Raw genomic sequence first — 13,652 nt, forward strand, 5'->3', positions numbered from 1 at the left:
TTGATCAACCGTCTGTCTTCAAAAAGGCAACTCCGCGATTCTCGTATTTAACCCGGCTCCAGCCAGGCTGACGCAACGAGGCGATCAAGGCGATCAGGCGCGGCAGTGATACGACGACCACGCCGCCGAGCAACGTAAGTCCATAGCCCGCCGACAGCCAGACGAATGCTCCCGCAGCCAGGAGTGCGGTGCCGACCAATACGGTACTTTCGCTGGCTCGATAAACAGATAACGGAACGGGAAGCACGTAGCCAGCCCCCCACCATGGTGAGACGAGCATGTCAGCGGTTGTCTGAGGTTTTTGCGAGCGCAGCTGGGCGTAGAGCCGAAAAATGATCAAATGGCAGATCGGTATGACAGGCAGGATCGCCAATGTGACGACAAGCGAGGCCACAGGTACTTGCAACAGCATGGAGCTGCCGATCAGGGACAGGCCAATCAGCAAAAGCTGAAGCAAATAGCCGATAAGTCCCCAGCGAAATCGGTAAAGCAGCTTGTAGCTGTAGATCGTATGTTGGGCTTGTCCCTTCATAGAAGTCACATCCTTCGCAGTTCTTTGTCTATTATCGCACAGTCTCCAATCGGGAGAAAGTTGCACCTTATGCAAAAAAAGCCGTTGGTCCGCGCCAAGACTGACGGCTTTTTCGCATGTCCGGCTGGCGGCGATTGTTGCGAAAATGTGATGGACTTGCGGTTTATGGGCAACGATAAAAAGGAACGAAATGGAATCGGCATAAGACTTTTGCCCAAGAAAGCGGGGGAGGAGATGTGCGAGAGCAGCGAATGACGTTATGGGCCGCGTCCGAACAAATCGTGCGCAGCTTGGGCGGTTCTCTGCGCGAATGCGGGATCGATTTGGCATCTGAGCAAACAGGACTTCCGCCAGAAGGCGTCGACGGATTTCTTGTAACCGGGCATGACGATTACAACAAGCTGCGGGCAGCGGATAGAACATGCATGCGTCAGCAAAACGATGCGGACATGTTGGTGATATACGGGGATGAGGCGCCATATGCCTGGGCGGATGAGCTGGCGTTGTCGAGCGAGGCTGGTGATGATGCGAGGAAATGGGAAGTAATCCGCTTGGCATTGTGGTCGGGCAACGAGCGCGCTTTGATCGGGGGAAATCCGTCCGGCAAGCATATGCGCCTGGTTTGCCGACTGCTTGCCGAATACGGCAAAGTGTCCATGATTTGCGGCCGCCGGGAAGTAGATGAAGCGATTCGTCAGCTGCCGCGTTATTTGGCGTGGAAAGAACGCTTTTATTGGGAGCTGGGCGAGTGGTGCGATACCCGGCAAGTCTCGCTCAGGCAAGTGTCGCGAGCTTTAGGTTTGGATACGCGGATCGGGCAAGGCTGGCTTTTTGCGGAGCGTCGGGATCGCTCGCATGTTTGCAAATGGCTTGAGCGGGAGTGCCAGCTTGTACTGGAAAAGGCGAAGGTCAGGCGAGTAGCGCTGATCGGTTCAAACGCTTTGTGGGACAAGATGCCCCAAGGCTGGCTGGCGAAAATGGACGTAGCTGTCTACACCGGAGCGGACGGGCAATATCCGAACGAGGTACACCCCGACTGGCTGCACGGCGATTCGTGGAACGCCGTATTGCAGGATGCCGATTTGCTGGTGATCGGAGACAGGCTCGGTATTGTGGACGAGCTTTCCCTGCAAGAAGTGGCGAAGGTGATGCGCCAGTCGTTGGTCGTGGACGCGGCATCCTGTTTTCCAACCCAGGAAGCCCAGCTTTTTTTCAAAGGTTACCGAGCTATCGGCGAAAAGACGAACGTTTGGGAATGATGCGGATTATAATGGGGTATAATGGTTGGTAGATTGAGGAAAAGGGCAGGCGTTTGCACTATGGAAAAAGTTGCTCAGCGATGTATCGTCTGTGAACAGGAGCAGAACGACGGGATCGCCATTTGTGAGCAGTTTATTTGTCAAAAATGCGAACAGGAAATGGTAAATACCGACGTCCAGGACGAAAAGTATCCGTTCTTTATCCACCAGATGAGACGAATTTGGCTGCGAAAAGATGCGTGACGGAAAAAGGCATCGGCATCCCCGGTGTCTTTTTTCATTTGCCAAAAAGCTTGGCGAATTTCCGTTTTCCTCATGTCAAATCATGCTAAAATAATGGGTAATATTCATGACAAAGGACGTGAGTCGCGCGTGCTTATGAGAGATGCTGAATTTCGGGAGCGACAAAAGCGTGCGCCCCTGTATGAACAGCTGGAACGGCACGCCAAGCATCGCCCGCATCCGTTTCATGTGCCTGGGCACAAAATGGGCCACAGCTTTGACAGCCACGCCAAACATCGTTTTCAATCCGTATTGGAGCTTGATTTGACTGAAATTAGCGGAACCGATGATTTGCACCAGCCTCAAGGCGTGATTGCGGAAGCACAGTCTTTGGCTGCGGAAGCTTTCGGTGCGGAAGAGTCGAAGTTTTTGATTGGCGGCAGCACAGTCGGGAATCTTGCCCTGATCATGACGGTATGCCGACCGGGTGACAAAATTCTCGTGCAGCGGAATTGCCATAAATCGGTTTATCACGGGATCATCATGGCCAGAGCGGAGCCGATTTTTCTGGTGCCTGCCGTGGATTTGGCAACAGGTGTTGCCGCCGGGGTCAGGCGCGAGGATGTCGAGCGTGCCCTACAGACACATCCGGATGCCAAGGCAGTCTTTTTGACGAATCCCACCTATTACGGCATGGGCATCGACTTGGCGAAAATGGCGGCTACGGTGCATCGGCACGACATTCCGCTTTTGATTGACGAGGCGCATGGTGCCCACTTTGGCTTTCATCCGGCTTTTCCTCGCTCGGCGATGCAGTCGGGTGCGGACGCTGCCGTACAATCCACACATAAAATGGCTTCGGCCATGACGATGTCCTCCATGCTGCATCTGCAAGGCGGGCGAATAGACAGGGAACGATTGTATCGGCATCTAGCCATGCTCCAGTCGTCCAGCCCTTCGTACATATTGATGGCTTCGCTCGATCTGGCCCGGCGTCACCTGGCGCTTGAAGCTTGTGAAGAATGGGAGCGACTGCTGCCGCTACTGGACAAGCTCCGGGAGAGAACAGGCAAGCTGGAATGGCTGGAATGGCCGCAGCTTTCTGCGAACTGCGTATATGCGACGTTTGATCCTTTGAAGCTGTTTTTGCACTTGCGCACGGGACAGACGAGCGGATTTGCGTTGCAGGAATTAATGGAAAGACATGGAATCTTTCCGGAGTTGGCTGATGATTCTCACGTACTGCTGGCAGCATCGGCAGGAACGACTCATAAAGACTTGGAAGCCTTGGCCCGGTTGCTGGAATCGCTCTCGCCCCAGGTCGAAGCGGAAGCGGAGCGGATTCTTTTGCACGGCGTTGTCTCCTCGCACTATTTGCGCAAGCAGGCTGTGCCGATGCACGAAGCGGTTGACCGCCCGCGGGAGACGATTCCGCTCGAACAGGCAACGGGACGAATCGTGGCCGAGATGGTCATTCCTTATCCTCCAGGTATTCCGGTACTCGTTCCGGGTGAGCGAATGGATGGGGAAGGATTGGAAATGCTCGCCGAGTTGCGGCGGGGGCGCACCCGCTTTCACGGGGTGCAGGACGATCGTTTGCATACCATCCAGGTGTTGCGTTAGTTACAGATAGGAAGCAAGTGGCCTGCTACAACAGGTGCGGAAGGAGCATGCAAGTGACAACAGGAACAAAAGGCCGTTTTATTACTGTCGAAGGTGGCGAAGGGGCGGGCAAATCGACTGTCATCGCCAAGCTGTACGAGGAATTGCAGGCGCGTGGCGTGGATGTGCTGTTGACACGCGAGCCGGGCGGTATCGATATTGCGGAAAAAATTCGGGAGATCATCCTGAATCCGGCGCATACGCAAATGGACGAGAGAACGGAAGCATTGCTGTACGCCGCAGCGAGACGCCAGCACTTGGCTGAAAAAGTGTTGCCTGCCTTGCAAGCGGGCAAAATCGTGCTTTGCGATCGCTTTATCGACAGCAGTCTTGCTTATCAAGGCCATGCAAGAGGGCTTGGCATAGAGGCAGTCTATGAGATCAACCGCTTCGCCGTCGGTGACTGCATGCCGGAACTGACGCTGTTTTTCGATATACGTCCCGAGGTTGGACTGGCGAGAATCAACAAGGCGCGCGGCAGAGAAGTCAATCGGCTCGATCTGGAAGGAATCCGCTTCCACCAGCTGGTAAGAGAGGGGTATCAGCTTGTCATGGAAAAAGACCCCGATCGCTTCGTCGTCATTGATGCCGAGCAGCCGATGGAGCAGGTGTACGAATCGGCATTGCGCGTATTGCTGGACAGATTGTAAGGTTCGCAGTACCGCATGTACAGGTACATACTGTATAATATGTTTAGGCGAAATAGCGTACCAAGCCTACATGTTTTTCATACAATAAAGCACGTGCGGGATAATTCTTGCGGAAAGGGTGATAGCCGATGAAAATGGTAGTTGCGGTCGTCCAGGACAAAGATAGTGGTCGTCTGTCTCAACAACTGGTAAAGAAAGGGTTTCGCGCGACGAAACTCGCCAGTACCGGCAGTTTTTTGCGAGCTGGCAACACAACGTTTTTGATCGGTACGTCTGACGAAAGCGTGCCGGAAGTAATCGACATCATTGCACACAACTGCAAATCCCGCAAGCAAATGGTCACTCCTGTTTCCCCTCTCAGCAATGCAGTGGATTCGTTCATGCCTTACCCGCTGGAGGTACAGGTAGGCGGAGCCGCCGTGTTTGTACTGGATGTAGGAGAGTTCCACTCTTTTTGACATATGATGCGCAAAAGTGAAGAGCATCCTCATTCTCATCTGCAGGTTAGTTCATGCTCTCTTTTTTCGCCGCTTTCGTTTATACTTGATGTAACGGGGGGTTTATCCCCTACTGATCGGGCCTGTGGGGTGGCGAGATGAAAATCGGCGATGGGCTTAGACCTAAGCTGGACATGATAAAAACGGCAGATTCACGTAGAAATCCTCAGCTCGAAAAGCTGAATTTTGGCACGATGGTGCAAGGAGAAGACGAGCGCATGTCCCAGGAGCTGATCAATCGGCTGCTCGGCGACATCGACAGGATGGGGCAAGTTCTTGCCAGATCGCGCTCTGTTCGCGATTTTTATGCATATAAAAACCTCGTCAAGCAATTCATGGAGGAAGCCGTCAAATACGGGGTTGCCCTGGATGACAGACGAGGAATCAATCGGCGAGGCCGCAGCAGGCTGTACAAAATCGTCAAGCAGGTCGATGAGGAGCTTTTGCGTCTGACAGATGAGCTTTTGAGCGACCAGGCGCCGACGATTGATTTGTTGGCCCGGATTGGCGAAATCCGCGGCATGCTGATCAACTTGTATTTTTAGTGGGTGTGAAACCATTATGACATGGACCCGTTTTTCCCAGCAGCCGAGAGCTTCCGAGCTGCTGTATCATAGCCTGCTCAACAACAGATTGGCACACGCCTATTTATTGGCTGGTCCCAAAGGAGCGGGTAAAAAGCAGATGGCCCTGCATCTGGCGAAGTCCCTTTTTTGTCCGGAAAGGGAAGCGGACGCCTGCGGGGCCTGTCTTACATGCAGGCGGATTGAAGGGGGAAACCACCCCGACGTCCTGTTTATTACACCTGATGGAGCTTCTATTAAAATCGACCAGATTCGCGCGCTGCAAAAAGAAATGGCCATGCGTGCGGTAGAGTCCAAGCACAAGGTGTACATCATCGAACACGTCGACAAAATGACGACGCAAGCTTCCAACAGCCTGCTGAAGTTTTTGGAGGAACCGCCCGCTGGTGTACTGGCCTTGCTTCTGACGGAACATAGCCACTCGATCCTCCCGACGATTTTATCCCGGTGCCAAATCGTGCAATTCTCTCCACTTTCTGCCGAAGCCATTGCGGCACAGCTGCGGTCAGACGGCATTTCTGCCGGGATGGCGCAGATTGCCTCCCACATTACGACAAATGTGGAAGAGGCCAAGGCACTCAGCCAATCAGAATCGTTTGCACAGCTAAGAAATCTAGTGATACAATTGAGCCATGAGTGCAAACAGCGTAATTCGTCTGCGCTCTTCACCATCCATGATATGTTGCAAAAGAGCGACAAAATCAAAGAGGAACTACCCCTCTTTTTAGATTTGCTCATCCTTTGGCTGCGCGATATCCTGTATGTGCAAGTAGGCAGGCATGCCCATCTCATTAACAGCGACCAACAGGATGTGCTGCAAGGACAAGCACTGGTATGGACAAAAGCTGAGCTCTTGCACGGGATAGATTTGGTCATGGATACGAAAAATCGGATAGAGCGAAACGCCAACGCACAGTTGGCTCTTGAGCGGTTGGTTCTTCAATTCCAGGAGGGATAACCCTTGTATGAGGTTGTTGGGGTCCGTTTTAAAAAAGCGGGCAAAATATATTACTTCGACCCTGACCGACTGCCGATAGAGAAAGATTGCACTGTAATCGTCGAAACGGCGAGAGGGGTCGAATATGGCAAGGTCGTCATCGGCAAAAAGGAAGTCGCTGAGTCCGATGTGGTGCTGCCGTTGAAAAAGGTCATTCGCATGGCTGACGATAAAGACGCTAAGCAGGTTGATGAAAACAAGCAAGCTGCGAAAAACGCCTTTTCCGTGTGCCAGACGAAGATCAAGGAGCACAAGCTCGATATGAAGCTGGTCGATGTGGAATACACATTTGACCGCAACAAGATCATTTTTTATTTTACCGCTGACGGCAGGGTTGATTTCCGCGAGCTGGTAAAAGACCTCGCTTCCGTGTTTCGCACCCGCATTGAACTGCGTCAGATTGGCGTGCGCGACGAAGCAAAAATGCTTGGTGGCATTGGTCCCTGTGGCAGGCTGCTGTGCTGTTCGACATTCCTCGGCGATTTCGAGCCAGTTTCGATCAAAATGGCCAAGGATCAAAACCTTTCGTTGAATCCAGCAAAAATCTCCGGTCTGTGCGGCCGTTTGATGTGCTGTTTAAAATACGAGAATGACAACTACGAAAGCACGCGTGATGAAATGCCGGATGTCGGCAAGGTGGTCACTACCCCGATGGGAAATGGACGAGTCGTTTCTGTTAACGTACTGGATCAGTCCGTTCAGGTGGAGCTTTCGATCGACAAACGCATCACGGAATTTGGATTGGATGAGATTGCGATAGGGCTCCCCACCTATGAATAAAGTGTGGGGGTAGGGGAGAGGTGAGCTAGTGGACAAACGGGAAATCTTCGTCAAGATGGCGAGCATTGAAGAACGAATTGGGGACCTGTACAAAGAGATCGGTGAGTTGAAAGACGTCATCGTTGTTTTGATGGAGGAAAATGCCCAATTACTCGTTGAAAACCAGCATCTTCGCAACCGACTGGACAAGAAAAAGACTGGCTCCCAGGCAAAACAAAAAGGAACAAGCATTGTTGCCAAGGAGAAAGCCAAAAAGGCCGTGGTCGGGGAAGGGTATGACAACCTTGCTCGTCTGTATGCGGAAGGGTTTCATATCTGCAATGTGCATTTCGGCAGTTTGCGTAAAGAAGGGGATTGCCTGTTCTGTCTCTCGTTTTTGAGCGGCGGCCCTCAAAAATAAAGGTGACGAGCGATCACCGTATGGAGAAAGCGACCTGTGCCACGTGTCAGGTCGCTTTTTCCAAGACAAGGACAAAAAGGAGTAGGAAATAAAGGATGGAACCTGTCACCAACGTGCCGCTCTACGATGCGGAGCGCATTGACGATTTATTGACACACGAAATGAAAATCATCCAGAGCCACGAGGTGTTCTGTTTTTCCATGGATGCTGTGCTGCTTGCGCGGTTTGCATCGGTGCCAAAGCGCGGCAGGGTGCTTGATATGTGTACGGGCAACGGGGCGATTCCGTTGATCATGACGACAAGGACGCCGGAAGCTCATTTTGATGGAATCGAAATTCAGCCGCGCTTGTACGACATGGCGAGTCGAAACGTACAGTTGAACGGGCTTACAGAACGGATCGAGATGTACCATGGAGACGTCAAAGAGGCTGTTGCCCATTACGGTCACGGCAAATTCGATCTGATTACGTGCAATCCGCCATATATGCCTGCGACGAGTGGCGAGAAAAACACCAGCGAACACTTTGCGATCGCCCGTCATGAAATTTTGCTCTCGCTGGAAGATGTCATCCGGGTCGGCAGCCAGCTGTTGAAAAACGGCGGCAAGCTCGCACTCGTCCATCGTTCGACGCGACTGATTGATATCATTTCCTTGATGCGTCAATACGGAATTGAGCCGAAGCGGATGCGCCTGGTTTATCCGCGCAGGGATGCGGAGCCGAATATGGTACTAATCGAAGGAATGCGGGGCGGAAAGCCGGAGCTGAGGATTCAACCGCCATTGATTGTTTATGAGAATGGTGAGGAATACTGTGAGGAACTTCAGGAAATTTATTTCGGCAGAAGAGATTCCCTCGCATAAGAGCCACTTTGTCTACATGCTTTCCTGCGCAGACGGTTCCTTGTATACCGGCTATACGACGGAGCTGCTGCGCCGACTGGCGAAGCACCAGGAGGGAAAGGGCGCGAAGTATACCAGAGGACGCGGGCCGTTGGCGCTTGTCTTTTGGGAAGAGGGGCCTGACCGTTCATGGGGCTTGAAGCGGGAGGAAGCGATCAAACGGCTGAATCGCAAGCAAAAAGAAGACTTGATTGGAGGGACGCCGCAATGAATATACAGCGCAGCTTTGCGCAGGAGGAAACAGGTGTCCTGTATTTGGTGGCTACGCCAATTGGCAACCTCGATGATATCACGGTCCGGTGCTTGGAAACACTGCGCGCGGTCGATGTGATTGCCTGTGAAGATACGCGGCAAACAAGGAAGCTGCTGAACCATTTTCAGATCGAGAAGCGCACAGTGAGCTATCACGAGCATAATAAGGAAGCAAGCGGTCAAGGGCTGTTGCAATGGTTGGCAGAAGGAAAGCAGATTGCCTTGGTGAGCGACGCCGGACTGCCGGCCATCTCCGATCCGGGGGCAGATCTTGTGCGCGATGCAGTCGCCGCCGGATATCCTGTCGTTCCGGTGCCAGGTGCCAATGCCGCACTGACAGCTTTGATTGCTTCGGGACTGCCTACAGACCGTTTTGTTTTTTGCGGATTCATCGGGCGGGAAAACAAGGAGCGGCGCGAGGAGCTGGAACGGCTCAAGCGTTATCCGGAGACGTTGATTTTTTACGAAGCTCCGCATCGGATTGCAAAGACGATTGCCGCGATGCAGGAAGCGTGGGGCAACCGCCGGGCTGTTTTGGCTCGGGAGCTGACCAAGCGCTACGAAGAGTTTGTTCGCGGCACTTTTGACGAACTGCTGGAATGGCTGGACAGCGGGGAAGTGCGCGGGGAATTTTGCGTCATTGTCGAAGGCTACACAGGCGCTGTCGAAACAGAGGAAGCTGTTGACTGGTGGCAGCAAATGAGCGTCGTTGGGCATGTCGACCATTACTGTGAGCAGGGCCTGAGCAAAAAAGAAGCCATCAAGCAGGCGGCTGATGACCGCGGCTTGCCCAAACGGGACGTTTACAACGAGTACCATCGCGATCAGGAAGCGGAATAAGGAGCTGGCCTTAGCAGGTCGGCTTTTTTCTTTTGCTCAGAAAACACAAATAGCCTTCGCATAGCTTGTCCCTGTGCGAAGGCTATTTGTATGTAAATCGGTTTTTTATCAAAAATTAGCGTTTTACAACTGGCATCTCAGTCAGGCAATCTTGGCAAACGATTTTACCTTTAAAATGAGATACTTTATCAGCGTTTCCACAGAAGATGCAAGCAGGCTCGTATTTTTTCAGGATGATGCGCTCACCATCTACGTAAATTTCCAAAGCGTCTTTTTCGGCAATACCGAGTGTGCGGCGCAATTCGATTGGAATAACGACACGACCCAATTCATCTACTTTACGAACAATCCCCGTTGATTTCATCATTGTAAATTCTCCTCCTAAAAATTCATATGTCGATGCTATTGTTAAACGCTCATCATTAATCGTCAATATTCGACATTTTCTGTTGGGATTATCATACCAGCGATTCCCAAAGGTGTCAACATGATTTTGACAAATCTTTGAAAACCAAAGTGTTTTTTGAAAATAAGAAAGTTGATATATCAGCGTTTTGTAGGAAACTGGAAAGTGTATGGAAATTTTTATGGATAAAATTTACTGGGATTAATGCATGTCGAAACAGTCACTTTATGTCGAATGAAACCGCGCCTATTCGACAAAAAAGCCTACTTCTCTCTGCTTTCCCTTTTCCTTACATTTGAAAATAATTCGGGAAAGATGGTGCTGGCTGGATGTTTACAAAACAGGTCGGTCGTGTACAATAGAGGATAAATGAGGGAATGCACAGCAAAAGCAAACGACCATGATGGGAAGAGTAAGCCGATCCTCCTTATTCCAGAGAGCCGGGGTAGCTGAAAACCGGTATAAGCGAGCAAGCCGAACATGGACCCAGAGTCTTGCAGATGAACAGCCGCGACCAAACCGTCGTGTCCAGTAGTCTGTGACGTTGACCCGCGTTAAGGGTAGAGTCTGTTTTGGACTCACCAAGTCCGTTTTCCGCGAGGGAGACGGAGCATTTGGGTGGTACCGCGAGTTAGAGCTCGCCCCAATTTTTTGGGGTGGGCTTTTCTATTTTTCTACATGTTATTAGGAGGGGCTAGGTTGCATGAAACCAACATACTACATCACCACACCGATTTATTATCCAAGCAATAAGCTGCACATCGGAAATGCCTACACGACAATTGCTTGCGATGCACTGGCGCGCTACAAACGTTTGCGCGGCTACGACGTCTACTACCTAACAGGTACGGACGAGCACGGTCAAAAGCTACAGGAGCGCGCGGCCGAAGATGGCAAGCAGCCATTGGAATTTATCGATCCTGTCGTAGACTGGATTCGCGACCTGTGGCAGAAGCTCGACATCTCGTACGATGATTTCATCCGTACGACACAGCCGCGCCACAAAGAAGTCGTGCAAAAAGTGTTCCAGCGTCTGCTTGACCAAGGCGATATTTACCTCGGCGAGTACGAAGGCTACTATTGCGTACCAGACGAGGCGTTCTGGACAGAAACCCAATGTAAAACCGACAAGGGTTACATTTGTCCGGATTGCGGCCGCGAAGTGAAGAAGGTCAAGGAGAAAAACTACTTCTTCCGCATGTCGAAGTATCAGGACAGACTGCTCGCGCACATTGAAGCGAACCCTGACTTCATTCAACCGGAGAGTCGCCGCAACGAGATGATCAACAACTTCCTGAAGCCTGGACTCCAGGACTTGTCCGTATCCCGCAGCACATTTGACTGGGGAATTAAAGTGCCGAGCGATCCTGAACATGTGATTTACGTCTGGATTGACGCGTTGACCAACTACATTTCTGCTCTTGGCTACTTGTCTGACGACGACAGCAAATATCGCCGTTTCTGGCCTGCCAACGTCCATATGGTCGGAAAAGACATTTTGCGCTTCCATACGATCTACTGGCCGATTTTGCTGATGGCGCTCGATGTTCCGCTGCCGAAACAAATTTTCGGTCATGGCTGGCTGTTGATGCCGGATGGAAAAATGTCCAAGTCGAAAGGAAATGTTATCGATCCCAAGCTGCTGATTGACCGTTACGGCTCCGATGGCGTTCGCTACTTCCTGTTGCGTGAAATCAACTTCGGGCAGGACGGCATTTTCACACCGGAATCGTTCGTACAGCGCCTGAACTACGATCTGGCAAACGATATCGGCAACTTGCTCAGCCGCACCGCTACCATGATCGAGAAATACTTCGAAGGCGTAGTTCCAGCTCCGCAAGATGCTGGTGAACCGGATGACAGCCTGATCAGCCTCGCGATGAAAACGAAGGCGCTGGTCGAGGAGCATATGGAAGAAATGCGTTTCTCCAATGCGCTTGCCCACATCTGGGAACTGGTGGGCCGCACGAACAAATACATCGACGAAACCATGCCGTGGAACCTGGCAAAATCGGAAGAAACCAAAGGACGTCTGGCGACAGTCATGTACAACCTCGCGGAAAGCATTCGCATCAGTTCCGTGCTGATTCAACCGTTCATGACCAAGGCGCCTGCGAAAATTTGGGACCAACTCGGCATTTTGGGCAACGAACAGGCGACAAGCTGGGAATCGGCTGGCGTATGGGGCGGATTGCCTGCCGGCAGCATCGTGAGCCGCAAAGAGCTTTTGTTCCCGCGTCTGGACGTGCAGGCTGAGCTGGCTTTCATTGACGATTCGACCGCAGAAGCACGCCGCCAAGCGGAGGAAAACAAGAAAAAACAAGACGCTTTGAAAGGGGAAGCACCTGTGAACGAAACAACGGCAAACCAGGCGGAAGCGACAGAAAAACCAGCGGATGCCAAAGAAGAAATCGGTATCGACGATTTTGGCAAAGTAGAACTGCGTGTTGCGCAAGTAGTGGAATGTGCGAAGCACCCGAACGCCGACAAACTGTTGATTTTGCAACTGGATCTCGGCTATGAAAAGCGCCAGGTCGTTTCCGGTATCGCGAAATACTACACGCCGGAAGACATGGTCGGCAAAAAAGTAATCCTCGTAGCCAATCTGAAGCCTGTGAAACTGCGCGGAGAGCTGTCGCAGGGCATGATTTTGGCAGCGTCCGCAGGCGATCAGCTGACGCTTGCGACAGTAGATCCGAGCATGCCGAACGGAGCGATTGTGAAGTAACGAGGGGCAGGAAAGGAAGAACCTATTTTGCTATTTGAGACACATGCGCACCTGAATGCAAAAGAATTTGATGAGGATCGCGAGGAAGTCATCGCCCGCGCGCGGGAAAACGGCGTCAGCACGATCGTGAACATCGGATTCAACGCAGAAACCATCCCGACTTGCATGGATCTGGCGAAAAACCACGATTTCATATACGCAGTCATCGGCTGGCATCCCCAGGACGCCAAAGACATGACCGACGAGCATTTGGAGTGGATCGAGGAGTTGAGCCGCGATCCGAAGGTAGTGGGGCTGGGCGAAATGGGCCTGGACTATTACTGGGATACGTCGCCAAAAGACGTGCAGGCAGAAGTATTCCGCAAGCAAATTCGTTTGGCGCGGAAGCTCGACATGCCGATCATCATCCACAATCGCGACGCGCACCAGGATGTTTTGACGATCCTGAAAGAAGAAAAGGCAGCAGAGGTCGGAGGGATCATGCACTGCTTCTCCGGCAGCTGGGAGACGGCGAAGCTGGCGCTGGACATGAACTTTTACATTTCATTCGGCGGCCCGCTGACCTTTAAAAATGCGAAGCAGCCAAAAGAAGTAGCAGCCCAAGTACCGCTCGACAAGCTGTTGATAGAAACAGACTGCCCGTACCTGACCCCTCATCCGTTCCGCGGTAAGCGAAATGAGAGTGGATACGTGCGTTACGTCTGCGAGGAAATGGCGAACATTCGCGGCTTGTCTTACGAAGAAATGGCCCAAATCACCACAGAAAATGCAAGACGACTGTTTCGCCTCCAGCCGTAAAAAACAGCAAGCCAAAACGGGAGATCACGCCATATCACGTGATTTCCCGTTTTTTTGTGCTGCGATCTGTTGTTCTACTCGTTTTTTGCGGCGCATACCTTGAACAATGTGTCGAACGATTATTGTCCATCCGACAAAGCTTC

Annotated in this window: 17 protein-coding genes and 1 other annotated feature; of the genes, 15 read left to right on the top strand and 2 right to left on the bottom strand. The window is 51.9% G+C overall.

The window, feature by feature from the left end; all coding sequences use genetic code 11:
- Nucleotides 1-4: 4 nt before the first annotated feature.
- Nucleotides 5-532 (bottom strand): hypothetical protein, encoded by a 528-nt coding sequence (locus HP435_RS00605; protein ID WP_173598008.1) that lies wholly within the window; start codon nucleotides 530-532, stop codon nucleotides 5-7.
- A gap of 69 nt (nucleotides 533-601) precedes the next feature.
- Between HP435_RS00605 and HP435_RS00610 the strand changes: the two genes are divergently transcribed.
- The 13 genes from HP435_RS00610 to rsmI all read left to right on the top strand — a co-directional run bounded on the left by HP435_RS00610 (nucleotide 602) and on the right by rsmI (nucleotide 9,577).
- Nucleotides 602-787 (top strand): hypothetical protein, encoded by a 186-nt coding sequence (locus HP435_RS00610; RefSeq protein WP_173599725.1) that lies wholly within the window; start codon nucleotides 602-604, stop codon nucleotides 785-787.
- Complete coding sequence (locus tag HP435_RS00615; protein WP_229049785.1) at nucleotides 769-1,791, top strand: hypothetical protein; 1,023 nt, start codon at nucleotides 769-771, stop codon at nucleotides 1,789-1,791. Before HP435_RS00610 ends, HP435_RS00615 begins: the two co-directional genes overlap by 19 nt.
- A gap of 60 nt (nucleotides 1,792-1,851) precedes the next feature.
- Nucleotides 1,852-2,034 carry a sigma factor G inhibitor Gin gene (locus tag HP435_RS00620; RefSeq protein WP_005830511.1) on the top strand — a complete coding sequence of 61 codons (183 nt, stop codon included), beginning with the start codon at nucleotides 1,852-1,854 and terminating at the stop codon, nucleotides 2,032-2,034.
- Between the two features lie 129 nt (nucleotides 2,035-2,163).
- On the top strand, nucleotides 2,164-3,636 hold the full coding sequence (locus HP435_RS00625) for an aminotransferase class I/II-fold pyridoxal phosphate-dependent enzyme (protein WP_173599727.1): 1,473 nt from the start codon (nucleotides 2,164-2,166) through the stop codon (nucleotides 3,634-3,636).
- Nucleotides 3,637-3,683: 47 nt separating this feature from the next.
- Complete coding sequence (gene tmk, locus HP435_RS00630) at nucleotides 3,684-4,325, top strand: dTMP kinase (RefSeq protein ID WP_173599728.1); 642 nt, start codon at nucleotides 3,684-3,686, stop codon at nucleotides 4,323-4,325.
- A gap of 128 nt (nucleotides 4,326-4,453) precedes the next feature.
- A complete protein-coding gene (locus HP435_RS00635) occupies nucleotides 4,454-4,783 on the top strand; it encodes a cyclic-di-AMP receptor (protein WP_007719896.1) in 330 nt (109 codons plus the stop codon).
- Between the two features lie 137 nt (nucleotides 4,784-4,920).
- Nucleotides 4,921-5,367, top strand: coding sequence for a YaaR family protein (locus HP435_RS00640; RefSeq protein ID WP_122966038.1), 447 nt, complete (start codon nucleotides 4,921-4,923; stop codon nucleotides 5,365-5,367).
- 16 nt (nucleotides 5,368-5,383) lie between these two features.
- On the top strand, nucleotides 5,384-6,364 hold the full coding sequence (gene holB, locus HP435_RS00645) for a DNA polymerase III subunit delta' (protein WP_063230308.1): 981 nt from the start codon (nucleotides 5,384-5,386) through the stop codon (nucleotides 6,362-6,364).
- A 3-nt stretch (nucleotides 6,365-6,367) separates the two neighbouring features.
- Complete coding sequence (locus HP435_RS00650; RefSeq protein ID WP_063230309.1) at nucleotides 6,368-7,183, top strand: PSP1 domain-containing protein; 816 nt, start codon at nucleotides 6,368-6,370, stop codon at nucleotides 7,181-7,183.
- A 28-nt stretch (nucleotides 7,184-7,211) separates the two neighbouring features.
- Complete coding sequence (gene yabA, locus HP435_RS00655; protein WP_122966037.1) at nucleotides 7,212-7,583, top strand: DNA replication initiation control protein YabA; 372 nt, start codon at nucleotides 7,212-7,214, stop codon at nucleotides 7,581-7,583.
- A 95-nt stretch (nucleotides 7,584-7,678) separates the two neighbouring features.
- Nucleotides 7,679-8,446, top strand: coding sequence for a tRNA1(Val) (adenine(37)-N6)-methyltransferase (locus HP435_RS00660; protein ID WP_173599729.1), 768 nt, complete (start codon nucleotides 7,679-7,681; stop codon nucleotides 8,444-8,446).
- Nucleotides 8,382-8,696: a GIY-YIG nuclease family protein gene (locus HP435_RS00665; RefSeq protein ID WP_173599730.1), complete on the top strand. Its 315-nt coding sequence runs from the start codon at nucleotides 8,382-8,384 to the stop codon at nucleotides 8,694-8,696. The genes HP435_RS00660 and HP435_RS00665 overlap by 65 nt, the downstream gene beginning before the upstream one ends.
- On the top strand, nucleotides 8,693-9,577 hold the full coding sequence (gene rsmI / locus HP435_RS00670) for a 16S rRNA (cytidine(1402)-2'-O)-methyltransferase (protein ID WP_173599731.1): 885 nt from the start codon (nucleotides 8,693-8,695) through the stop codon (nucleotides 9,575-9,577). The genes HP435_RS00665 and rsmI overlap by 4 nt, the downstream gene beginning before the upstream one ends.
- A gap of 115 nt (nucleotides 9,578-9,692) precedes the next feature.
- Here the strand turns inward: rsmI and HP435_RS00675 are convergent, their stop codons facing one another.
- The gene (locus HP435_RS00675) at nucleotides 9,693-9,944 is read right to left on the bottom strand and encodes an AbrB/MazE/SpoVT family DNA-binding domain-containing protein (protein ID WP_007776347.1); all 252 of its coding nucleotides are present in this window, start codon (nucleotides 9,942-9,944) and stop codon (nucleotides 9,693-9,695) included.
- 430 nt (nucleotides 9,945-10,374) lie between these two features.
- Nucleotides 10,375-10,632, top strand: a binding site (T-box leader).
- Between the two features lie 54 nt (nucleotides 10,633-10,686).
- Between HP435_RS00675 and metG the strand changes: the two genes are divergently transcribed.
- Nucleotides 10,687-12,711: a methionine--tRNA ligase gene (gene metG / locus HP435_RS00680; protein ID WP_122966033.1), complete on the top strand. Its 2,025-nt coding sequence runs from the start codon at nucleotides 10,687-10,689 to the stop codon at nucleotides 12,709-12,711.
- 27 nt (nucleotides 12,712-12,738) lie between these two features.
- Entirely contained in the window at nucleotides 12,739-13,509 is a 771-nt protein-coding gene (locus HP435_RS00685) for a TatD family hydrolase (RefSeq protein WP_063230315.1), read from the top strand.
- Nucleotides 13,510-13,652 lie beyond the last annotated feature (143 nt).

Source organism: Brevibacillus sp. HD3.3A (assembly GCF_013284375.2).
Taxonomy (GTDB): Bacteria; Bacillota; Bacilli; order Brevibacillales; family Brevibacillaceae; genus Brevibacillus; species Brevibacillus parabrevis.